Source organism: Gammaproteobacteria bacterium, from assembly GCA_011682695.1.
In the GTDB taxonomy this organism is placed as follows: Bacteria; Actinomycetota; Acidimicrobiia; order Spongiisociales; family UBA4744; genus BMS3Bbin01.
Genome location: JAACED010000041.1, coordinates 1 through 22,988, shown reverse-complemented (window position 1 = coordinate 22,988; position 22,988 = coordinate 1). Strand labels below are relative to the sequence as shown.

At 63.6% G+C, this 22,988-nt stretch carries 14 protein-coding genes; 3 read left to right on the top strand and 11 right to left on the bottom strand.

The window, feature by feature from the left end; translation table 11 throughout:
* Nucleotides 1–78: 78 nt before the first annotated feature.
* Nucleotides 79–663: a hypothetical protein gene (locus GWP04_08930; protein ID NIA25678.1), complete on the bottom strand. Its 585-nt coding sequence runs from the start codon at nt 661–663 to the stop codon at nt 79–81.
* Between the two features lie 389 nt (nt 664–1,052).
* Here GWP04_08930 and GWP04_08925 point away from each other — a divergent pair, with 389 nt between their 5' ends.
* Nucleotides 1,053–2,003 (top strand): hypothetical protein, encoded by a 951-nt coding sequence (locus GWP04_08925; protein NIA25677.1) that lies wholly within the window; start codon nt 1,053–1,055, stop codon nt 2,001–2,003.
* 302 nt (nt 2,004–2,305) lie between these two features.
* Here GWP04_08925 and GWP04_08920 read toward each other — a convergent pair whose 3' ends face one another.
* The 4 genes from GWP04_08920 to GWP04_08905 all read right to left on the bottom strand — a co-directional run bounded on the left by GWP04_08920 (nt 2,306) and on the right by GWP04_08905 (nt 10,464).
* A complete protein-coding gene (locus GWP04_08920) occupies nt 2,306–4,804 on the bottom strand; it encodes an EAL domain-containing protein (GenBank protein ID NIA25676.1) in 2,499 nt (832 codons plus the stop codon).
* Nucleotides 4,805–4,906: 102 nt separating this feature from the next.
* Nucleotides 4,907–6,520 (bottom strand): S8 family serine peptidase, encoded by a 1,614-nt coding sequence (locus tag GWP04_08915; protein ID NIA25675.1) that lies wholly within the window; start codon nt 6,518–6,520, stop codon nt 4,907–4,909.
* A gap of 1,020 nt (nt 6,521–7,540) precedes the next feature.
* Nucleotides 7,541–9,466, bottom strand: a complete 1,926-nt coding sequence (locus tag GWP04_08910) for an acyl-CoA synthetase (protein ID NIA25674.1) — start codon at nt 9,464–9,466, stop codon at nt 7,541–7,543.
* Between the two features lie 32 nt (nt 9,467–9,498).
* Entirely contained in the window at nt 9,499–10,464 is a 966-nt protein-coding gene (locus GWP04_08905) for an SMP-30/gluconolactonase/LRE family protein (GenBank protein ID NIA25673.1), read from the bottom strand.
* Between the two features lie 184 nt (nt 10,465–10,648).
* Between GWP04_08905 and GWP04_08900 the strand changes: the two genes are divergently transcribed.
* Entirely contained in the window at nt 10,649–12,193 is a 1,545-nt protein-coding gene (locus tag GWP04_08900; GenBank protein ID NIA25672.1) for a nicotinate phosphoribosyltransferase, read from the top strand.
* A gap of 39 nt (nt 12,194–12,232) precedes the next feature.
* Here the strand turns inward: GWP04_08900 and GWP04_08895 are convergent, their stop codons facing one another.
* From GWP04_08895 to GWP04_08870, 6 genes are all read right to left on the bottom strand, one after another.
* Nucleotides 12,233–14,539 carry a molybdopterin-dependent oxidoreductase gene (locus GWP04_08895; protein NIA25671.1) on the bottom strand — a complete coding sequence of 769 codons (2,307 nt, stop codon included), beginning with the start codon at nt 14,537–14,539 and terminating at the stop codon, nt 12,233–12,235.
* Nucleotides 14,532–14,999 (bottom strand): 2Fe-2S iron-sulfur cluster binding domain-containing protein, encoded by a 468-nt coding sequence (locus GWP04_08890; GenBank protein NIA25670.1) that lies wholly within the window; start codon nt 14,997–14,999, stop codon nt 14,532–14,534. The genes GWP04_08895 and GWP04_08890 overlap by 8 nt, the downstream gene beginning before the upstream one ends.
* Nucleotides 14,996–15,826, bottom strand: a complete 831-nt coding sequence (locus GWP04_08885; protein ID NIA25669.1) for a hypothetical protein — start codon at nt 15,824–15,826, stop codon at nt 14,996–14,998. The genes GWP04_08890 and GWP04_08885 overlap by 4 nt, the downstream gene beginning before the upstream one ends.
* Nucleotides 15,827–15,987: 161 nt before the next feature.
* The gene (locus GWP04_08880) at nt 15,988–17,541 is read right to left on the bottom strand and encodes a hypothetical protein (GenBank protein NIA25668.1); all 1,554 of its coding nucleotides are present in this window, start codon (nt 17,539–17,541) and stop codon (nt 15,988–15,990) included.
* Complete coding sequence (locus GWP04_08875; protein ID NIA25667.1) at nt 17,528–18,223, bottom strand: hypothetical protein; 696 nt, start codon at nt 18,221–18,223, stop codon at nt 17,528–17,530. The genes GWP04_08880 and GWP04_08875 overlap by 14 nt, the downstream gene beginning before the upstream one ends.
* The gene (locus tag GWP04_08870) at nt 18,220–19,845 is read right to left on the bottom strand and encodes a prepilin-type N-terminal cleavage/methylation domain-containing protein (GenBank protein ID NIA25666.1); all 1,626 of its coding nucleotides are present in this window, start codon (nt 19,843–19,845) and stop codon (nt 18,220–18,222) included. Before GWP04_08870 ends, GWP04_08875 begins: the two co-directional genes overlap by 4 nt.
* Nucleotides 19,846–20,018: 173 nt before the next feature.
* On the opposite strand from GWP04_08870, the gene GWP04_08865 reads away from it, so the two are divergent.
* Nucleotides 20,019–22,562, top strand: coding sequence for a molybdopterin-dependent oxidoreductase (locus GWP04_08865; protein NIA25665.1), 2,544 nt, complete (start codon nt 20,019–20,021; stop codon nt 22,560–22,562).
* Nucleotides 22,563–22,988: the final 426 nt, after the last annotated feature.

Sequence of the window (22,988 nt, the reverse complement as noted above, 5' to 3'; positions counted from 1 at the left end):
GCTGCTCTCTCTGAGCGTCGGTGCTGACTGCGGTATCGGAGGCCACCGGGGAACGAGCATTCGTGAGCCCGGTCCCGGTCAGTCGTCTGATTCTCGGGGCGACTTTGACGCCACGGGTTCGAGGGTGACCGTGTGGATGCACTCGCGTCCCCGGGCTTTGAGGCATTCTTGCGTGGAGGGAGTCAGCTCATAGGTCAGGTCCAGGGCATCGAGCCAGCCGGTCATTCGTGCGAAGATGCCACATCCGAATCCGTCGGTCACGCCTGCTCGGGAGGCATTCTCATAGGCAAAGCAGCGCCGGACGCTCAGTGCAAATGCATCGTCGCCAACCTTGGCCAGGTCGTATTCGAGTAGGCCGGGCCCGAGTAAACCGATGAGGGTTTCCTGGGCCAAGAGGCACTCGTCGACGCCGGTCACCGGTGGCAACTGCAAGGCGCGAGCGATCCGGCGGGCCTCCGCCTTGCCGACCTCGTGGGCGGCGATGCGATTGAGGCGGTTCGCGACCTGCAGGCCGCATTCCGCAGCGACCGCCATGAACCAGCGCGCGTCGTGTGACATCCAGCACTTGATGAGCAGCGCTTCGCGTTCGGCCGGTGACAGCCGGGCGAGGATGTCGTCCGCCTTCTCGCTCAGTGCCCGACGCAGATCCTGTCGATGGTCCATCGGCTCTCTCCCGGTTGAGTTTCCCGTCCATGCTGACACACGAGGGTCGCCGAGGGCGGACCAACCGTGACGCCGGCGCGAACTCTCTCCCCACGGGGACTGATCGTCCACGTCGTCGGAGCCTTGGCGGCCGAACCACACGACGACGGGGCCCTGGTTCTCGCGGGCCACGAGTCGGGGTTCTGAGCGAGTTCCATACGAGGTGCGTAGGATTGGAAAGAGTCGCATCCATGCGATCGACGGAAGCGGGAACGATGCGGTTTCGGGGAGCCTGGGCTCTTACGTTGGCTTTGGTTCTGACAGCCTGTAGCACCGGGCCTGCCCCTTTCTCGCCTGTCTGGTCCCGCGTATCCGGCGACGACGTGTTCGGCGGGGAGGGTGCCCGGCAGATGTTGAGTGTGACCGCCGGGGGGCCGGGTCTGGTGGCAGTCGGTTGGGAATGGACTCCAACAGGTGGCAATGCGAATGCGGCGATAGGTGGCGGGGATCTGGATGCGGCGGTGTGGACTTCTTCTGACGGGGTGGCCTGGTCCCGGGTCGTCGGTGACGATGCAGCCTTGGGCGGGGAGGGTTTCGAGCAAATGTTGAGTGTGACCGCCGGGGGGCCGGGTTTGGTGGCGGTCGGCTCGGTCATGTCATCTCTGGATGGATCCAGGGATGCGGCGGCGTGGGCCTCTCCTGACGGGGTCACCTGGACCCGGGTCCGTGGCAACGATGCAGCCTTGGGCGGGGAGGGTTTCCAGCAGATGTTTGATGTGACCGCCGGGGGGCCGGGTTTGGTGGCAGTCGGTATGGATTCGGCGGGTGGCGATATGGATGCGGCGGTGTGGACTTCTTCTGATGGGCTTACGTGGTCCCGGATGTCTGAGGAAGATGCAGCCCTGGGCGGGGCGGATGAGCAGGTGATGGCGAGTGTGAGTGCCGGGGGGCCGGGTTTGGTGGCAGTCGGTATGGATTCGGCGGGTGGCGGTGCGGATGCTGCGGTGTGGACTTCTCCTGACGGGGTCACCTGGACTCGGGTTCCCGGTGACGAAGCCGTCTTCGGCGGAGTGGGCCGCCAGGAGATGGCGAGTGTGAGTGCCGGGGGGCCGGGTTTGGTGGCAGTCGGTTCGGATGCCTCCGGTCCGGGCGGCGATGTGGATGCTGCGGTGTGGACTTCTCCTGACGGGGTCACCTGGACGCGGATTCCCGGAGACGAGACGGTCTTCGGCGGGGCGAGTGACCAGATGATGTTGAGTGTGACCGCCGGGGGGCCTGGATTGGTGGCGGTGGGCATGGAAGTTTCTCGTCCGGATGGGGACCCGGAGGCGGCGGTGTGGATAGGGGTGAGGGACGACTGACGGCCATTCCTGCTCGCCGAAACGCCGTGGCGACCCAGACGCGCGGCCGCCCGGCAACACTCTGACCTCGCTTCTTCTCGACTCGTTCACATGGCTGTGCCTCAGGGTCAGTGAGCGCATCCGGCCTGGCGTGCTGCGAGTTTTGGACCTGTTGTGCGGCTGTACCTCATGAAGGCTCGCGTACGGCCTGGTCTGTCAGGACGGAACAAGGGCCCCAAAGGTTCACTCGGATACTGGCGGGCAGCGGTGCTCCGGCGAGGCCGGCGGTGGATTCGATGTGGACGGCCTGGCGTCTCGTCGGCTCAGACGGCAAGCTCGGTCGCCGAGGCGTTGGTCGCAAGGGGTAGGGGCACTGTCTTCATGTTCGTTGCCAGCAGTGGTGTGATCGCGTGTGCGTCCATCGGTCGGGCGAAGAGATAACCCTGGCCTGCGCGGCACCCCAACTGGCGAAGCCACTGGAATTCTTCGGGTGTTTCGATGCCCTCGGCCACCGTGCTCAACCCGAGGAGGTCGCCGATCTGTACGATCAGATGTGCGAGCGGGGATTGCTGTTCGAGGGCCGCGCCGTGAACGAAGGTCCGGTCGATCTTGACGATGTCGATTGGGAGCCGGTCCAGGTACGCCAACGATGAGTACCCGGTCCCGAAGTCATCCAACGCAATCCGGATTCCGAGTTCTTTGAGCTCGTGGAGGACCTGCGTGTATGGCTGCAGCATCACGTTCTCGGTGATCTCGACGACGAGGTATTGCGCGTCGAGTCCCGACTCGGCGAGGGCATGGCGTACCTCGTCGATGATGTCTGGCTCCTCCAACTCCCGGGGGGAGAGGTTGACCGAGATAGTGGGTTTGGACCCTGTGGTCTCGTCATGCCAGCGGCGCATCTGACGACAGGCAGTGTGCAGGACCCACCGTCCCAGCGCAACGATCTGTCCGGTTTCTTCGGCTGCCGGGATGAACATGTCGGGGAAGAGGAGACCGCGTTGTGGATGGTCCCATCGGACCAGCGCTTCCACGCCGGTGATGAACCCGGTTTCCAGGTTCACGATGGGTTGGTAGTGCAGGACGAGTTCGTTGCATTCAATGGCCGGACCGAGTTCCGATCGCAGCACCCCGGCCTCCATCCACCGCTCCTGGATGCCTTCTTCGAACACCTGATAGGAGCCTTTGCACCTGCTCTTGGCGGCGTACATGGCCTGGTCGGCGCGATGGATCAGCTCCTCCGGACCCAGGTTATCTTCCACCAGGGCGATTCCCAGGCTCGCTTGGGCCGTAACGTCTTGGCCCGCGATGACGAGCGGCTCTCTGAGAGACTCGGCGATTCGTGCGGCCACGACGATGGCGTCGCCGGGTGCCGAGAGGTGATCCAACAAGATGGCGAACTCGTCGCCGCCCAGTCGGGCGACCGTGTCTTCGGGGCGACAGCAGGCTTCGAGACGGCGTGCCACTCTGATCAGGACCTGGTCGCCGGCCACATGACCGAGCGTGTCGTTGATCGTCTTGAAATCGTCGAGGTCGAGGACGAGCACCGCCGATTGTCTGTCTTCCGTGCCGGCCGTTTCGAGTGCTTCTGTGAGTCGCTCCCAGAGAAGGGCTCGGTTCGCCAGTCCGGTGAGGACGTCATGAAGGGTCCGGTCGCGCAGGTCGTCCTTCAGCTTCGTGACCTGCGCGAGAGAATCTTCGAGCCGTCCGTTCTCCAGTGACACGGTGACCTGGCTGGCCAGAGTTTCGAGCATGCGGAGATCCTGCGTCGTGAAGTTCCGCAAGTCACCCATCGGCTCGCTCACCACCAATACGCCATTGACCTTTCCAGGTCCGTGCACCGGCACCATCATCCGATGCCGGCGATTCGATCGACGCGCGTGCTGATCGGATCCACATGACACGAGACGCGAGCGACCCGAGTTCATCACCTCACGCCATGTCTCACCCTCGGTGTCCGGCTCGATGCGGTGGATGATCTGTGTGTGTTCACCGGGTCCGGCGGCGGCAAGGAAGCCGTCACCGTGCGGACCTGTGGGAAAGACGCGGAGCTCGGCGCGTTCGGCGTCGAACATCGACCGGGCATGCGTGACGGCCGCAAGCATCGCGGCTTCGACCTGGGGTGACCTGTGCAGAGCCCGGGTCGCCTCGTACAAGCCCTGGATCCGCTGTCTCTCTTCGCGCTGTGCGACGTAGGCCCGGTAGGCCAGATAAAGGGCCACCGGAGGTACCGCGGCGACCCAGGCAGTGCCAGGTCGGGTCCACATCACGGTGACCGCCACCAGCCCCAAGGCGGCGTTGATCCCCGACGACACGGTCAGCAGCTTCAGCGCGTCGATCCGCTCCGAGGCAGAGAGGTCGCCGCCGGAGAGAACAATGGCGGTATTGACGAGCACGCTGGCGAGCACGAGCCCGACTGCGACTGCAACCAGGGTGCCGATCCAGCCGGCAATGCCAAGAGGGTCCTGTGTTCCAAGGATCAGTCGAAACACGACGATGCCGATCCCGGCCTGGAGGGTGAGCATGGCAAGGTTGAACGCCGCCTTCAACGGCGACTGCCGGCGGTACAGAATCAACGCCAACGCGTTGCCGACCACCTGCGCGGCGATCAGACCGAGCGGGTCGACAAAGTACAGGCCCACCACCAGGGGAACCTCCCCCATGGCGAACACATGGGCATCCCTTCGAAACTGCAGGGACACGACGGCGACTTCACCTGCGAAAACGAGTGGCACCATCACCAGCCAGTGAAAGTGAAACGGCGCGTCGAGAGGGGCAAAACCTGAAGCCACGTGAGCCAAGGCGGCTGCTGTCGCGGCCATGACTCCTGTGAGTGCCCAGACTCGACCCGGTCCGGTCAGGTGGTGTCGCGAGGACTGATGTGCTTCTGCCATTGGGCCCTCGGCATTACGCCTGGGAACAGATCAGTTCCACAGGTAGGAACCCCAGGTGAGGTTCCCCCAGGTGAGGTTGCGGTTGCCCCAGGTGAGGTTGCCCCAGGTGAGGTTGCCCCAGGTGAGGTTGCCCCAGGTGAGGTTGCCCCAGGTGAGGTTGCCCCAGGTGAGGTTCTCCCAGGACCCGTCGACGGCATCCGGGTCGTAGGTCCCGGGGTTGGTGGCCGGCTGCCACGTTTGAGTGGCGTCGGGTGTCGGGGCCTTGTACAAGGCTTTCAGATCGATGAGCCCTCCGCCCTGGCAGACGTCCGATGCCTCGGGAATGGGACGCGCCGTCGATGTCAGCAGCGCCTTGACTTGATCGGGCGTGAGGTCGGGGCGCTGCTGCAGTAGCAGCGCAGTTGCACCGGAGACCATCGCTGCTGCCTGCGAGGTGCCCGTACCCCGGAAGAATCGGTCGCCGACACGCGCTTCCGGATAGAAGTAGTCGGCAAAGGAGCCAGGATCGCGAAGACTGATGATCGAGTGACCGGGGGCGATGAGATCGACTGAGCGGCTGTTGGTGCCACAGTTGGAGAACTCGGGAACCTCGTCGTCTCTGACGGTCGATGTGCCCTGTGGGTCATCGGCGCCGACCGCGATCACGAACGGGTCGAACGCCGGGCTTCGCAGCGCCGCATCGTTTCCGTCGGCGGCGACCACGACGACGATGCCGGCCTTCCAGGCGGCCTCGACGGCGTAGGCGAGTGGTTCGCTCCGGTAGTCCTTGTCGCTGTCGACGCTGAATGCGAGGTTCAACACCCGTACGTTCATGTCGTTGTCGTCACGATGCTTGACGACCCATCCGATTGCCGCGATCACCTGGGAGATATCGGCCTCCCCGACCGCGTCACCCACCTTGACGTTGAGGATCCGGGCTCCGGGCGCTACGCCAACGAAATGGTGTTTGAGGTCCTTGTTCCTGGGGATGTCCCGCACGTCGTCGTCACGTCCGGCGATGATGCCGGCCAGGTGCGTGCCGTGACCATAGGCGTCCAGATACCGAAGATTCTCATACGATGATTCCAACGACAGGTCCGGTCCGTTGATGATCTTGCCGGGAACCGTCAGACCGGGCACCGGAACGATGCCGGTATCGATCATCGCCACCGTCACCCCGGCGCCCGTGTAGCCGTGACTCCAGAAATACGTCGAGCGGAGCACTCGCCTGTTGATCGTGTGCATCGACCCGTCGTCGGTCTTGTCGTCCGTCTCCCATCTGGGGATACGCACGCGGGCGTTCGGAGTGACCGAACGAACCTCTGGATTGGCTGCAAGGGTCTCTACGGCGCTCTCGGGAAGGATCGCCGAGAAGCCGTTGATGATGTCGAGCCGCTGCTCGACGCGACCGCCAAGATCCTCGACAAGGGATTCCGGTCCCTCTCCCGCTCCCGGCGTCTTGACGACGACGACCGGGACGCTCGTGCTGTCATCAGCGAGAGCCGGACTGGCGGAGGCAAGCGGCAACAGGGCCACGAGCATCAACACGACGACCGCGATGGCACCGATTCTGCGCCGAGGAGAGAGGGTCGAATCAAGGATCTCGTGTGCGGACACGCTGCGAGGATGAGCGGAACCGGCAATCGAGAACGTGTGGATGTCCATACTCGGGGTATCGGCAACAGTCGGTAAAACTTGAGCGAGGCTGACCACTCTCCGCGCGCACCGAGTGCCAAGGCTCTTGTCGCCATATCTGCCAAACCGCCAATAGATCACAGGGTTATAGTGTCATCTCTGAGATCGGCCGCGCGCCCTAGGAGGCCACGGTGCGTGGTAATCGGGGACGTATCCAGTACGGACACAACCCACCGTGACACCGGGTGAATGTACGTGTCGGGACGGCGTCAGATTGACGTTCGCAAGGGTGCGAGCTGTCTAAGCACGTACACGCGTCCGTATCGGATTCCCAGTCCGGACCGGGCGTCGAGTCCTTCTGGAGCTTCGGTCCGTTCGGCGATCGCCGGCACCCGATGGCGTCGGCCAATGGTGCCGGTGCACTGCGTACTTGGGTTCACGCGTCAGGTGTTGTGCAGCTTTGGGTTGTGATCGTCCCCATCGTGGTGCGGCCTGGAGCGGATTCATTTCGGGTCGCGCCGTCGGGCTCGCGGTTCGGGAAGCGTGTTGTCGAACGGCTCCGTGAGTCCGGGCGTCTCGACGCGTCGCAACCCCCGCCGACATGTGTCTCGAACCGTGAACGATGCTCTCAGGGCAACCTTCAACACGACAGTTCGACCCCGACCGTGTCTACTCCTTCTCGGGAGGGTGAGGGGGTTCCTCGGCCGCGTCCGGCACCGAGCGGGCATGCTCGCCATGATCTTGAAGCAGAGTCCGAATGTCGGGCATGGTGCTGTCACGGTCAGGAGCATGAGCACCGGAGACCGACGCCGCTGCACACGCACTGCACAGCGCCTCGCTGGGAGTGATGACCATGGCAGGCGCCCTGCAGCGCGAACAGAATAGATCGGTCATCTCGACACCATGTCCGGGGCCGACGGACCACTCGTGCATCTGTGCATCACACCTCCACGTGTCCTTGATGTGGCTATCGGCCTGGGGTTCGCGAAAGTGCAGCACCGATCCGTTTTGGCACGTCTTGACTAGTCCCTGCCGGTGAACGTTGTGTGTCTACGAGACATCGATCCGGTATCTGATCGTGTAGTGGCCCAACGCCGTCGCGATCGCATCCCGGACCTCGTCCGGCGCAGACCCCTCCGCTCCCACCACAGAGATCTCCGCGACGACTCCGTAGCGCGGATTCGCACGGGCGATTACCTCGACGGATTGCACACCCTCGATCTTGGCCACCACGTTGCGGAACTCGTCCGCGATCTCGCGGTGCACCAATTCGGGCTTGAAGATCTTGCCGACGGCGGTAAGTGGGATGCTGTCCACGATGCGGATCTGCTTGGGCACTGCGGCACGTTCGCCGACGTGTTCCCGGGCGAACTCCAAGAGCTCGTCGGCAGTCGCCTCGGCGCCGGGTTTGAGCTGCACATATGCGACCGGCATCTCGCCAACCCTCGGATCGGGCCGGCCTACGGCGGCCGCCAGTGCTACCGCGGGGTGCCTATGCAGAGGTCCTTCGATGAGCTTGGGGTCGATGTTGTGGCCACCTCGGATGATCAGCTCTTTCTTGCGTCCCGCAAGCCAGAAGTATCCGTCGGCGTCCTGTCGTCCGAGGTCACCGGTGTTGAACCATGGGCTGCCACCGTCGCCGGTATCGACCCAGGCCGTCAGGTTGTGCTCGTCGTTCCTGTAACCGGGCATCACGTTCGGCCCGCGAATGATCACGATTCCGATTTCGTCGGTGCCACAGTCCCGCACATATCGGCCTTCCTCGTCGAGGACGACGGTCTTCATCTCCTGGTACGGGATCCGGAAACCGATCGAGCCGATCCTTCGGTCCCCGGCGGCAGGGTTCACCGAGCTGACACAGGTCCCTTCGGTCAACCCATACCCCTCCAGGATCCGGAGTCCCGTTCGCTCCTCGAAGGTCCGGAACACTTCGACGGGCATCGGCGCCGCCCCACAGATCGCAAACTGAAGCGAGCTGATGTCATGGTCCGCCACGGGCACACGGAGCAGACCGGCGTAGACGGTTGGAACGCCGCTGAAGAAGTTGACGCGATAGTGCTCGACGATCTTCCAGAAGTTCGTGAGCAGATCGGCGTCCCGATAACCCTCCGCCGTGGCGAGCACCGTAGACGCACCTCTACTCCAAGGGATCAGGCCGGTGACGGTCACCCCGTTGACGTGATAGAGGGGGAGTCCGCACAGCATCACCGTGTCGGGGACGATGTCGAGGATCTCGGCCGACTGCCATGTGTCCGCCACCTCGTTGCCGTGGGTGTGCATCGCCAGCTTTGGCGCGCCGGTCGTTCCACCGGTGTGAAACATCGAGGCGATGTCGTCGGGGTGGATGACACGCTCGGCGACGAGTCGATCCGCAGGCTGGCTGGTCAGCGCCTCGGCGTAGTCGATCACCGGCACCGAGACGCCGGGGGCGCCCGAACGCGTCTGGCTGATCGCCTGCCGCTGCTCTGGCGGCAGGTAGGAAGCGAGATCGATCTGGACGATCGACTCGAGGGTGTGTACGGCGTCGGCGATCGTCGCCACCCGATCCCAGATCGGAACGTTCGGGAACGGTGCGAGCGTCACCAGCACTTTGGTGGCCGCGGCGTTCATGATGTCGGCTATCACGGCGGGCTCGAGCAGCGGGTTGATCGGATTGATGATCCCTGCCGCCTCGGCGCCGAGGATCGTGAAGAACCCCTCGGGCAGGTTCGGGAGGATCATCGAGACGACATCGTCGGAGGCGACACCGAGTTCATGGAACAGGTTCGCGGTTCGAGTGATCACATCGAGGAACTCCCGGTAGGTCCATGTGACCGGGTGCTCATACCTTGCTCCCTGCAAGAAGAACTGCAGTGCCGTCGCATCCGGGTTGATCGCTGCGCCTCGGGTGACCATCTCGTACGTGTTGCCGGCCAGGTTTCGTTCCTCGATGGGAACCGCTTCAATGGCCGTGATGTCGCGTTCGGTCGTGATCATGCTCGTTTTCACTCCTTGTCCGACTCTGGGCATCAGTGCCAGTGGCGCAGCGGAAGTCCGGGCACCGGCGATTCGAACGTCACCAGGTGGGTCATGGCGAGCGAGCCGATGTACACCGTGCGCAGATCCGGTCCGGCAAACGTCACGCTGGTCGGAAACTGGAGCGTCGGTCCCACACACGCGAAGAGATCCTCCGGGGCGAGCGTGTTCGACTCGATCTTCGCGATGGCGTTCTCCAGAGCCGGTCCGTTCACATCCTCGAAGACGGCGTGGTAGTCCCCGTCGGGTGTGATGATCCCCAGGCCGTTGCGGGTGATCGGTGTCACCCAGATGTTGCCCTCGGCGTCGAATGCGAACCCGTCGACGTAGGCGCCGCGGTCCAGACCGTCGGGCCCGTACACCTCCGCATCGCCGAGGCTGCCATCCTCGTGCACCGGGAAGCGCAGGATCCGTGCCTTCATCGTCTCGGCTGCGTAGAGGTACCGCTCGTCGGCATCCATCTTGATCTCGTTGGTGAAGTAGATGCCGTCGGCGACGACACGCGGTCCCTTCTCATCCCACAGGATGATGTAGCCGTCCGGTCGCGGCACGGCAGCGGCGAGGAACCACGGGTTGGCGCGTGTCGAGACGGAGATCCACATGCGGTCCTTGCTGTCGATGAACACGTCGTTCGCCGACCCGAGGGGATGACCGTCGATCTCGTCGAGGAGCACCGAATGGTTGCCATCACGGTCCATGGTGTAGACGATGCCGTTGCCGATGTTCGCGATCGTGAAGGTCGTTCCGTCGGCGTTGAGAGCGAAACCGTTGCACTCGGGGGCGATCGAACCAACGGTGGTCATCGTCCCGTCGGGATCGATGCGGGTGAGCGCACCGCGATTATCGGGTGTCCACAGTGTTCCATCCCGTTCGGCGAGCACGTTCTCGGGACGAGCGAGACCTTCATATACGAATTGGAGCTCGGAGAGATCGAGCGTGAAGTCGTTGACCGAACCCATGTGGCACCTCTGGAAGTCGCGAATTGTTCCTGTGCATGCTACGACCGGCTCTGCGGGCATGGTGCCGAAAGAGCACCTGATCTTGCGACGGTTCGGCAAGCGAGGATGTGACACACCATCCCGCCGCCCGGTCCTGACCTCGCGCTATCGCCGAGAGGTGAGATCGGGCAGTACGATCATGGCGATGAATGCCGATCAGCGGGCGATCACAGACGGGTTCCTCTTCACGGACCTGTACCAGCTCACCATGGCGCAGGTGTATTACCGCCTTGGCGTACATGAACAAGCCGCCGAATTCGATCACTACTTCCGCTCGTACCCGGACTACGGGAAGCACCAGGCAGGGTACGCGGTCAACGCGGGACTCGAATGGCTGCTCGACTGGATGGCCGAAACCCATGTCCAGGACGCCGATATCGACTATCTGAAAACGCTGACCGGTGCTGTCGGGAAGCGGTTGTTCGCCGACGACTTTCTGCACTGGCTGCGGACGAACGGGGACTTCTCCGGGATCAGCGTCACGGCGATCCCGGAAGGGCGCATCGTCCATCGCAATGTGCCGATCACGGTGATCGTCGGTCCACTCGCCATGGCACAGGTCCTGGAAACGTCTCTCCTCAACCGCCTGAACTACCCGACACTCATCGCCACGAAGGCCTCGCGGGTGCACGAGGCAGGCCGGGGAAGACCGGTGCTCGAATTCGGGATGCGTCGGGGACCGGAACGGGGCGCCGGTGCCGGGACACGCGCCGCGCTGATCGGTGGCGCCGATTTCAGCTCCAACGTTGGCACGTCGGCGGCTCTTGGCCTTCCGGCGAAGGGGACGCACGCCCACTCGCTGATCCAGCTGTTCCTGGCCAAGGGAGAGGGCGAGATCGATGCGTTCCGAGCGTACGCGGACGTCTTTCCCGACGACTGCCTTCTTCTCGTCGACACGATCGACACGATCGAGAGCGGCATTCCCAACGCGATCACCGTCTTCGAGGAACTGCGCCGAAAGGGCCACGAGCCGCTCGGGATTCGCCTCGACTCGGGTGATCTCGCCTACCTTGCGATTCAGGCGGCCGCCATGCTGAACGCTGCCGGATTCTCGGATGCGTCCATCGTGCTCTCGTCCAACCTGGATGAGCTCGCCATCTGGCAGATCGTGTCCCAGATCGAGGGTGAGGCGCCCCGGTACGGCGTGGACGCCGACCGGCTCATCAACCGTCTCAGCTACGGAGTCGGAACCCGCCTCATCACCTCGCAGGGTGACGCGTCCCTGGATGGCGTGTACAAGCTCGTGGCGATCGAGGAGAACGGGAAGTGGATGCCGGCGATCAAGGTGTCGGAGTCACAGGCCAAGATCCCCAATCCCGGTCGCAAGCAGGTGTGGCGTCTCTACGACCGGCGGGGCACGGCGACGGCCGACGTACTGGGTACCGCCGATGAGCGCATTTCGACGGATGCACCGCTCACGCTGCATCATCCGGTCATTCCGACCGCGATTCGGCGTCTGGAGGCCGGAGCGATCTCCGAGGTGGAAGTGCTGCCGACTGCCATGGTTCGCGAGGGCAGGCGGGTATCGGAGCCACCGTCCATGGAAGAGTTGCGGAGGCGACGGATCGCCGACCTCGATCGTCTTGACCCCGGGGTGCGGCGCCTCATCAATCCGCACGTCTACCACGTATCTCTCACCGACGCGATGTGGGACCTGAAAGTCGAGCTCGTTCGTTCGCTGCGAGGGTGACAGGCCGTTCTGGAGCGGCAGGACCGTTCCCGCCGGGTGCTACGAGTTCGAGAGGGCCCGCCAGATCTTCTCCGAGGTGAACGGTGGCTTCGTCAGCCGGACACCCACGGCGTCGTAGATGGCGTTGGCGAGGGTGGGGATCGGAGCGTTGATACCAATCTCCGCGATGGACTTGGCCCCCATCGGTCCTGTGTCCTCATACGTATCGACCAGGATCACGTCCATCGGAGGCATGTCCGTCGATGCGGGGATCTTGTAGCGGCCGAGGTCCGGGTTGCGCATGCGGCCGTACTTGTCGAAACGCATCTCTTCCATCAGCGCATACCCGATTCCGTTTGCGAGTGCCCCTTCGACCTGTCCTTCGGCAAGGTGCGGATTGATCGGTGTGCCACAGTCTGCTGCGGCGACATAGTTCACGATCCTCAGCTTGCCGGTCTCGACATCGATGGCAACCTCCGCGAACGATGCGAGGAACGGCGGCGGTGACACATCGGCGACGAACGACGCAGTCGCTCCGATCTGGAACTGGTTCACACCGTAGAGAGAGCGCAGGCCAACGTCGGAGAGCGTGACAGCCCTGCCGTCCTGCGTGACCACACTGCCGTCGACAAGCTGGAGTTCGTCGATACCGACCTTGAGCATGGCCGATGCGACGTCGACGATCTGGGAGCGAACCGTCTTTGCCGCACGCACGACGGCAGAGCCGGATACGTAGGTTGTCGAGGATGCGTAGGCACCGACGTCGAAGGGGGTGACGTCGGTATCAGAGGACAGCACCAGGATGTCGGAGAGCGAGACACCGAGCACTTCTGCAGCCATCTGGGCGAGGATGGTGTCCGAGCCGGTTCCCAGATCCGTTGCACCGATGAGGAGGTTGAACGAGCCGTCGTCGTTCATCTTGATGGTTGCCGCGGCCATGTCGACGGCGGGTATGCCGGATCCCTGCATATGGATCGACATGCCGACGCCGTGGATCCAGGGTCCTTCACGACGTCGTGCTCCACGTTTGTCGGACCAGCCGATGCGTTCGGCGCCGATCTCGATGCATCGGTCGAGACCACAGCTTCCAACGGTCTGCGGCACCCCTTTGCGCCCCTCGCCGAGCTCTTCGAAGATCGGACTGGTCTCTCCGGACCGGATGTGGTTGATGCGCCGCAACTCGAGAGCGTCCATACCCAGCTTCTCGGCGAGCATGTCGATCGACGTCTCCAGTGGGAAGACTCCCTGGGTCGCCCCGTAGCCCCGGTACGCACCCCCGACGGGAAGGTTCGTGTAGATACCGCGGGCGGAGAAGCGCACATTCGGCGCCTTGTTGTACATCGGCAGGGTCTTGGAGCCCGTGTTGGAAACGACCGTCAGATTGTGGGCGCCGTAGGCTCCGGTGTTCTCCAGCGCTTTCATGTCCACGGCCTGGAGATGCCCGCCCTCGTCGGCGGCAAGCCGGACAGTCACCCTCATGGGGTGCCGGGTCCGAGACGCGTAGAACTCCTCCGCTCTGGTGTATTCGAGACGGCTTGGCTTGCCGGTCCGCAGCGTGACGAGACCGACCAGATCTTCGATGAGGACCTCCTGCTTGACACCGAACCCGCCACCGATGCGTGGCTTGATGACGCGGATCCGACCTGCGGGTATTCCCAGAACACGAGCCATGATCCTGCGTACGTGGAACGGCACCTGCGTGCTCGTGTACAGCACCAGGCGGCCGTTGTCATCGAGGTAGGCGACCGAGATGTGTGTTTCGAGTGGAACGTGCTGTGCGTAGTGGGTCTCGCCGGTGAATTCGACCGACGCGAAGGCGTCGGCGATCGCCTTGTCGACGTCCCCGACGTTTGCTTCGACCGCTCCCGCGATGTTGTGCTCTGCATCCCAGATTCCCGAGGCGTCGGGTTCGTCGTGAATCACCGGAGCGTGATCGGCCATGGCTGCATCGATGGAGAGGACAGGTTCCAAAGGCTCGTAGTCGACGTTGATCGACTTGAGAGCCTGGTAGGCGATATCGCGCGAGGTCGCGGCGACGGCGGCCACACGATCGCCGACGAAGCGGACCTTCTCATCGAACATGCGGTTGTCGTACGGGGAGGGCTCGGGGTGTCCCTGGCCGGCCGTCGTATAGCGCACGGTGGGGGTGTTGGCATGCGTCAGAACGAGTGCCACGCCTTCGAGTGCCTCGGCCTGTCGGGTGTCGATGGTCTTGATGCGGGCATGCGCATGCAGAGAGCCGAGCACGGCGATGTGCAGCATGCCGGGAAGATCGAGGTCGCCGGCAAACACCGGCTTTCCGGTGACCAGCGCCTCGCCGTCGACTCGTCGCTCACTGTGCCCGACGACGTTGAACCTGTCAGCCATCCGTGGCCTCCCGCATCCTGGCTGCGGCGAGCTGCACCGCTTCGATCGGTTTGACGTATCCGGTGCAGCGACACAGGTTGCCGCGGAGCGCCGCGCGGATATCGGCCTCGGAAGGATCGGGTGTGTGATCGAGCAACGCGGCCGCACTGATGAGCATCCCCGGAGTGCAGAATCCGCACTGGACGGCCCCCGTATCGAGGAAGGCGGTCTGGAGAGGATGCAGCGTCCCTTCCGGGGCGAGCCCTTCCACGGTGAGAACTCTCGTGCCTTCTGCTGCCGGAGCCGGGAAGTCGCAAGAGGTGATGGCTCGCCCGTCGACGAGCACGGCACAGGTACCGCAGTCACCGTTGTCACAACCGTTCTTGACGCCTTTGAAACCCAGTCTTCTCAGTAGATCGAGCAGACTCTCGCCGGCGCCCACCGGTTCGTCGAACGACTGATCGTTGACGGTGAATCTCATGCGTACACCTCGTCACCGGCGGTCTCGGCGAGGCAACGGCGCACCAATACCTCCGTCAGGTGGCGCCGGTAGTCGGCGCTCGCGCGGGGATCGCTGCGCACTTCGACACTCTCCATGGCCTGCTTCGCAGCCTGGTCGATGGTTTCGGCGTCGAGGCGGTGGCCGACGAGGGCGGACGAGGCTTCGCTCATCACGACGGCCAAGGCCGGCCGCTCTCCGACGACGACCCTGGCCCAGGAGAGGACATCGGCTTCGAGGCGAATTGCGCAGGCAACGTTCAAGATGGCGAGGTCGTAGGTCGTGCGGGCGAACTTCCTGAAGGCGGCTCTTCCGGTGTCGCGGTCGAGATGGACTCCGGTCACGACCATGCGGGTTCTGTGTCTGCGTGTCGAATAGAAGTCCGTCAACGGCATCTGGTGATGGGCACCGTCGTAGAGCGAGATCTTCGCGTCGATGGCGAGGAGAACGGGCACGACGTCGGAGAGCCTGCCCCGTGCCAGGTGCCCACCGATCGAGGCGGCGTTGCGGTGCAATGGGGACGCGACCTGGGCGAACATCGTAGGGAGCACGCCGGACCAGATGTCGGCAAAGGGCTCGTAGTCGAGTACCTCGGTCAGCGTTGTCGACGCTCCGATATGGAATCCCGCGTCGTCGGCGGTGATTCCCCCGAGACCAGCACGTGAAAGATCGACGAGCGTGGTGACATCGGCCGGAGGATGCACGGTGAGATCGGTACCGCCGCCGACCAAACGGGCGCTTTCGCCCGACTTCTGCAGCGTCGCGAACGCCTCCTCGACGGATGCAGGGCGGAGGTATTCGGTGAACATGCCTTCGCGAGCCTAGTTGTCCTTCCAACGGAGGTGAACACAACGAGGTCATGAGTGTCTGGTGTGCGCGTTGGCTGTGGGGCCGCGTGGTATTGGATGTGAGGAAAAGCCGTCGAGGTCGTCATTGCGTCGCGGATTCGAGGAACAGGGTCGCCGGTCGGTTACGGCTTTGCCCAGTCCGGGAGCGTGACTTCCTTCCAGTTGTCGTAGCTCCAGTCGTTGTCCAGCAGCGGGAACATCGGCGGGCGAAGATACTCGAGCCGTGAGTCGAAGCCGTAGTGCCGATACTTGATGTAGGACGCAATGGCACCGACGTTGCGGGTAGCGATGGATCCATTGGTGTAGAGGTGCGATTCGGACGGAGCGTATCCGCTGAATCGCCAGCGATCGTACTGAGCCAGGAGCGCTCCGTTGATGTACATGTTGCGGTCGTCTCCGACCGCGTTGTGATTGATGACGATCTCGTCGGAGGCCACGAGACCCAGGATGTCCTGCGAGTTCGGGTCGTCGTAGTAGGTGTCGGCGTTGATGATGAGGTTCTTTCGTGAGGCCGCCGAGCCCGCATACATCGTCAACGACCCGCGCAGAATCGAATCCGTGAAGCCGTCGCCGTCTTGGTCCACGCCAACGGGCGCGTACCGGTCGCCCACGATGAGGTGTTGGTTGGCCCACAGCGTCCCGCTGTCGGGTATGTCGAACGTGCCGTACAGGGTCCATCCGGCCGACGACGACTGAGCCTCCGTCCACCACCACGTCTCGCTCTGTGCGGTGGTCGACTTCAGGATTCGGAGCTTTCCCACGCCTCCACTCACGTAGGCATGCACCAGCCACGCGGTTGCGTCCGCGTCATCGAGACAGATGCCGCTGCCGCCGCAGGCCGTGTTCTTCACCAAGTCGAGATCGTCCCAGAAGTCATTGAAGTCGAGCGGCTGCGGATACGCATCGCGGATGTCGTTGAAGCTTCCGGTCGGGGAGCTCTCCCATCCTTCGGCGCCGTCTGCCCAAACTGCAGGGGCGGAGGTGATCTTGCCTTCGGCGAACACGTCCGCGTGAGCCGTCGTGTCGCCGGCGAAGGAGATATCCCCGCCGGCATAGATCTTGCCGTACGTCTCTGCGTAGGCACCGTATGACAGGTCGGTTTGGACTGCCCGGTAGAACTCCGACAGGGCGGTGGCGTGGATGCCGGCGGTGATGGCGCGACGCTGCACCGACGATCCTCGCTTTCCGACCACGAGCGCGTTGACCGGGCCGTCGAGCGGGGGAGTGATCTCGATCAGAATACTGATGTCGCTCTTGGTTCCCGTGTCGTCCAGCACCGGATGCACGTACCAGGCAGGATCGGTATCCGGCGTGCCGTCTCCATCCCGATCGGGGTTGAGGTAGGACCACGTCTCACAACCGGTGAACCAGGCGTGACCCGGCTGCACGATCTGTCCGTACTCCGTGGCGGTGGCGGTATCGCAGCGCCGGGCTCGCTCCGCTTCATCCACCCAGTGCAGGTAGTAGAGGGGGTCGATGGTCAGCTTCGCGGCGTACCGGTCCAGCATCGCCTCCGCTCCCGCGACGATGACATCTTCCCGTTCCTGCACGCGTGCCTGCTCGTACTGGATCGTGGCTTCCTTGAAGAGAGCGACGATGATCAGGCCCACGAGGAGGAGCAGCATGGTCACGGTCACCACGGCGATGCCGGCTTCATTGCGGTCAGTCGACGGCATTGCGCAATCTCACCTCCTCATGGAGGACCAGCGGATTGAGTCCTATGTTCGCCGAGTAGGCGATGTGGAGATCGACAACGATCAGCGGGGCATCACACCTGGTCGCCTCGGCCGAGCTGTCACAGGAGGCAATCTCCGTGCGGGTGGCGGGGCTGCCTACCCAATGCACTGCCCGGAACGCCGGTCCTACGGACAGGTAGGGATCTGCCACCACGTTCTCGATCAGGGTCGAGGTGTGATGGACCACGGCGTCGTTGAACGTGTAGTCGGGGGCTACCGACGACGTATCCGCCGTGTAGACCGTCTCCTGGAGGTCGCAGGTTCCTCCGCTGACTCCATTCGTGCAATTGACCAGTTCGTAGACGTATTTCTCCGGCGCCGGGTGGGGAGCGAGCCGGTCGCTGTAGAAGACAAGGCGGTTCCATGCGATCTCTTGGATGGGGCGACTCGATGGAGCGCTCGTGGGCGCGGAGGACTGGCGGAGCTCGATGACGAGGGAATCGAGCACCGGGCGCGCATCGCGCTGCACCTGGGCCATGGCAGACTCGCGCGCGACATCCTTCAAGAGGCCGCTGGCGACCGTCGCAACCGACGCAAGGGTGAGAGAGGTGATTGCCACGGCGATCACCATCTCGACCACGGTGAAGCCCTCGTCCCGTCCTCGGAGTGTGAGCGGTTTCATGGCGCCGGACAGGTCAGGGTGGAATATGTGGACCACACTGTGTGAGTATCTGAATACACCCGGAGCCTGCTGGTCGTCTTGGTCGAGCCGTCCAGGCAAGCCTTCGTGACCGTCCAGTTGCCCGAGCTCACGGCAGCCGAGCCTTCTCCGTTGGTATTCGGGTAGATGAGGATGACGTCATCGGGGTTGCCGAATCTGGGCAGGTACTCGTAGTGCTCCACACCCGAGTTGGAGTCGGTGAATGTGATCAGTCCGTAGCCCGACGGTGTCGCGAGCGTCATGGTAAGTGTCATGTCGGTCGACACGACCAGGGTCTGTGTCTGCGACACGTGACCGAACGGCGATGTCGCGGTGACCGTCACCGACACGGGGGTTCCCTCTACGAAGCGGGCTACCTCACCGTTCTGGTCGGTGGTCAGCGTCGTTGTGACGGTGGGCTCGTCAATGGTCACCTGAACGCCGCGAATGGGAACAGCCTGGGCATCTTTCGTAAGCACCGTCAGGGTGGAGCCGACGGCCACGGTCAGAGTGAAGGACTCGGTGTGGTCCAATGAGTCCGGGTAGCCCGAAGGTACGGTCACGGGAGAGCGATCGACTTGGGAGTAGCCGTTTGCCAAGACGGAGAACGAGTAGCTTCCCGGGACGAGCGGCGCTCCGGACGCCTCGGTGATGTCCCAGCCGCTGCCGTTCCATTCGGTGGAGGTTTCGGTGAACGTTACAACTCCGAGCGGCTCGGTGAGGGTCAGGGTGGCCGGCCCCCCGACGGGTGAGCCGTCCGCCTCGTCGTACATCTTGACGTGGAGGACGGTGGGTTGGTAGAGGCGCAGGGTCATGGTTGCGCTTTCGCCCGCCACCAGGTGGACTCGCTCCGCCTCCGTACCGATATCACCCGGATGGATTCGCCACCCGCCGGATTCGAGAGAAGCCATCGAGCCGCCGAGCCTGCCGTAGTAGTAGTAGTCGACTCCTGAACTGGAGCTTGGATCCAGGCCCGCGAAGACTTGGGTGGCGTCGACGGTACCGGGAAAGGCGATGAAGCTCGTGTCCTCGACCAGGTACATCTTGGGATACGGGAGAATGCTCGCCGGCAGGCCGTCCGGTTCGACCTTCACCAGGTTGACCGTGATGTTTCCCGTGCTTTCGCCAGCCGCCAGCGACGGCGGAGCAATGATCGTTGTGATCTTGATCGGATCGAAGCCGCTCTGCGCGCGACTGACCGTCACGGTGACCTGCTTGAAGTCGATGCCCGAGTCGTAATGGCCTTCAACGCCATCACCGCCTTGGGGGATGACGTCTTGCCCTGCGTTGATGCTGCCGAAGTAGGAGATGTCCGTCTCGACGGTGAAGTCCAACCCTCTGATGGTCACCGTCTCCGTCTGCTGCAGAACTCCGGACGGCAGGCCCGAGACATATCCGACGTCCGCATAGGAGAGGCTGCGCACTTCTTCGATACGACCCTGGGCGAGGTTCGAGGCGATCGTGACGAGGGATGACTTGTTCAGGAGGTTGAGCCCACTGGAGATTGGGCCAACGGTCATGACGATGACAACCCCGAGGATTGCCGACGCGATCGCGATCTCGACCAAGGTGAAACCGTGGTCGGACTGGGCATCCGATTTCATATGGTGTGCATCGGTTGTTGCGTCGTTTCGCTTGAGGCCCGTTTGCGGGTTGTTGGGCATCGTGACGAAGTGACTAGTGCTTGTGCCGCCAGGTCCCCGAACCCTGGGCTCAGGGATGCCCACAGGGTATCTACGAGCCCAGGGTTCGCCGGTACCTCACCTAGAGTGCCGCCATGGTCGGTTTCGAACTGAACGGTGCGACAGTCGAGGTGCGTGACGACCATCCACACCTGCTCGCGGCGCTCCGCGAAGAGCTCGGGGTCACCTCACCCAAGGACGGGTGCTCGCCATCGGGGCAGTGTGGCGCGTGCACGGTGCTGGTGGACGGCAAGGCTCGCGTGAGCTGTCAGCTGCAGCCGGAGAAAGTTGCCGGTCGCTCGGTGACGACACTCGAAGGGCTGGATCCGGACGAGCGCACCCGATTCGCAGACGCCTTCGCCGCCCACGGGGCTACCCAGTGCGGCTTCTGTACGCCGGGAATCATCATGCGTTCGAAAGCCCTCATCGACAAGAAGGGCTCGGCGCTGTCTCGCGACGATCTGCGACGTCACCTCGGTGCCAACTTGTGCCGCTGTACCGGCTACATCAAGATCTTCGATGCGATCGAGGCAGTCGCCCGCGGTGAGGAACCGGTGGTCGTCGCGCCGCGCGGACTCGGTTCGGTCAGGATCAAGTACGAAGCGAGAGAACTCGCTCTCGGAGAGCGCGGATATGTCGACGACATGCGGATGGCCGGCCTGCTTCACGGCGCTCTCCGCCTTGCCGATCATGCCCGAGCAGACGTGCTGCGGATCGACACGTCCGCCGCGGAAGCTCTCGATGGTGTCGTCGCCGTGTACACCGGGAGCGATGTGCCGGGGGAGCTGAGGGTCGGGCTGATCCACAAGGACTGGCCGGTGTTCATACCCGAGGGAGGAAGGACCTCGTACCTCGGTGACGTGCTCGCGATCGCCGTGGCGGAGACCAAGGACGTCGCCGAGCGGGCCGCAGGACTCGTGGACGTGGAGTATCACGTCCTGGCACCATTCACCGACCCGAAGAAGGTGCTGTCTTGCTCTGAGAACGCGGTATGGGGGCTGGAAGGCAACGTGTTGTCCGTGTCGGCATACCAACGCGGCGACACGGAAGCGGCGCTGGCGTCGAGCAGCCATGTGGTCCATGAGGTCTATCAAACGCAGCGAGTCGAACACGCATTCCTGGAACCCGAGTCCACACTGGCCGCACCTCAACCGGATGGCACCTTGAAGGTGTGGTCGGGTGGCCAAGGTGTGTGGGACGACCGCGACCAGATCGCGGGCCTTCTCGACTTGCCGCGCGAGTCGGTGGTGGTCGAGCTGGTCTCCAACGGTGGAGCGTTCGGTGGCAAGGAGGACATGTCGAACCAGGGCCAGACCGCACTGGCGGCATGGCTCCTGCAGAGGCCGGTCAAGTGCACTCTGACGCGAGAGCAGTCTCTGCTGATGCACGCGAAGCGGCATCCGATCCGACTTGAGTACTGGGTCGGCTGCGACGACGATGGCCGCTTGACGGCGGTCAGGGCGAAGTTGCTGGGAGACTCCGGTCCCTATGCGTCGGTGGGCATGAAAGTCCTCGAACGTGCCGCCGGCCATGCAACCGGCCCGTACGTGGTCCCGAACGTGGACGTCGAGTCGATCGCCGCACGCACGAATAACCCCGTGTGCGGTGCTTTTCGAGGTTTCGGTGCCAACCAGGCGCAGTTCGCCATGGAAGGTGCTCTCGATCGTCTCGCGGAGATCGTCGGGATCTCGGGGCTCGAGATACGTTTTCGCAACGTGGTTCGACCAGGATCCATGTGGGGTCCCGGCCAAGTCATGGACGACGGATGTCGAGGAGCCGAAGCGTGCCTGGAGGCAGTGAGAGACGGGTATGAGCGTGCCCGAAAGGGGGGCAAAGCTGTCGGCATCGGCCTCGCCTTGAAGAACTCTGGTCTCGGGAACGGATACCGGGAAGTCTCCAAGGCGGTGGTCAGGTTCGAGGAGGACGGAAGGGTCGAGGTACGGCACGGCTGGACGGAGATGGGCCAAGGGGTCCATACCGTTGCCCAACAGGTCGCCGCCGAGGAATTGGGTATCGATACGAGGCTGATCCGAGTCGTTGTCGATACCACTCGAGAACTCGGAGATGGACAGACAACGGGGAGCAGGGGCACGCTCCTCGGAGCCGGCGCCATCCGAGACGCCTGTCGGGCAGCCGACGAGGGCGGGAGACGGGTGGGGGTCGACTACCAGGGCGAATACGTCGTCGATTGGACCGAATCGTTCGATTCGGGCGTCGAGCATCCGGTGATCCACTCGGCTTTCGGGTACGCGGCACAGGTGGTCGTCATCGACCGGGAATCAGGTGTGATCGAGAAGGTGATCGCCGCGCACGACGTCGGACGTGCCGTGAACCCGATGCTCGTGGAAGGTCAGATCGAGGGTGCAGTCCACATGGGTCTCGGCTATGCGCTGTCGGAGGACTTCCCGGTCGACGAGGAGGCTCGACCGATCAACATGACCTTGCGGAGCCTCGGCATTCTTCGTGCCAAGGATATGCCATTGGTCGACGTGATCATTGTGGAAGTACCCCAGCCGAATGCCCCATACGGCATCAAGGGTGTAGGAGAGATCGGCCTGGTTCCGACCGCCCCCGCAATCGCGGCAGCGATGCACGATCGCGATGGCGTGTGGCGGTCCGTGCTGCCGATGACCAGCTGAACCGGTCGCTGCCTCGAAGAGGCGAATGTGCACAGGTTCTTCTCCGTGCTCCTTGTTCTGTTCCCCGTCGAGTCGGGAGACAAGACACATGACTCCGAGCGGGTACAGCGGCACCGTTCACGAGGACGCAGGACGAAGGCGCAGTCGTGTGCTTCCTCGATGACGGGGATGTCGCGAGGAGTGCTCCCGGTCTTCGGGACGGCGCAACGGTCGATGGTCGAGGCACTGGTGCCTCGACCGGCGACCTCGGCGGTGTTCTGCCGGCCAGGGACGCCGCTTGCTGCGTTCTCCGCCTCGACGCACCTGCAGCGCCTTTGTTGTGCGGCCTTGTGACCAGACGCCCCTGCCTCGGCATCGACACCCCGAACGTTGCCGGCCAAGGTACTGATATGGGGTGGTCGGTCAAGTTGGGGCGGTTTGGGTGGG

Bases quoted from the DNA above. Each gene is read 5' to 3' on its own strand.
- GWP04_08865 (NIA25665.1), top strand. From the start codon at position 20,019: ATGGTCGGTTTCGAACTGAACGGTGCGACAGTCGAGGTGCGTGACGAC.
- GWP04_08895 (NIA25671.1), bottom strand. From the start codon at position 14,539: ATGGCTGACAGGTTCAACGTCGTCGGGCACAGTGAGCGACGAGTCGAC.
- GWP04_08885 (NIA25669.1), bottom strand. From the start codon at position 15,826: ATGTTCACCGAATACCTCCGCCCTGCATCCGTCGAGGAGGCGTTCGCG.
- GWP04_08910 (NIA25674.1), bottom strand. From the start codon at position 9,466: ATGATCACGACCGAACGCGACATCACGGCCATTGAAGCGGTTCCCATC.
- GWP04_08915 (NIA25675.1), bottom strand. From the start codon at position 6,520: ATGGACATCCACACGTTCTCGATTGCCGGTTCCGCTCATCCTCGCAGC.
- GWP04_08925 (NIA25677.1), top strand. From the start codon at position 1,053: ATGTTGAGTGTGACCGCCGGGGGGCCGGGTCTGGTGGCAGTCGGTTGG.
- GWP04_08930 (NIA25678.1), bottom strand. From the start codon at position 663: ATGGACCATCGACAGGATCTGCGTCGGGCACTGAGCGAGAAGGCGGAC.
- GWP04_08870 (NIA25666.1), bottom strand. From the start codon at position 19,845: ATGAAATCGGATGCCCAGTCCGACCACGGTTTCACCTTGGTCGAGATC.
- GWP04_08880 (NIA25668.1), bottom strand. From the start codon at position 17,541: ATGCCGTCGACTGACCGCAATGAAGCCGGCATCGCCGTGGTGACCGTG.
- GWP04_08875 (NIA25667.1), bottom strand. From the start codon at position 18,223: ATGAAACCGCTCACACTCCGAGGACGGGACGAGGGCTTCACCGTGGTC.
- GWP04_08890 (NIA25670.1), bottom strand. From the start codon at position 14,999: ATGAGATTCACCGTCAACGATCAGTCGTTCGACGAACCGGTGGGCGCC.
- GWP04_08905 (NIA25673.1), bottom strand. From the start codon at position 10,464: ATGGGTTCGGTCAACGACTTCACGCTCGATCTCTCCGAGCTCCAATTC.
- GWP04_08900 (NIA25672.1), top strand. From the start codon at position 10,649: ATGAATGCCGATCAGCGGGCGATCACAGACGGGTTCCTCTTCACGGAC.
- GWP04_08920 (NIA25676.1), bottom strand. From the start codon at position 4,804: ATGGCCGCGACAGCAGCCGCCTTGGCTCACGTGGCTTCAGGTTTTGCC.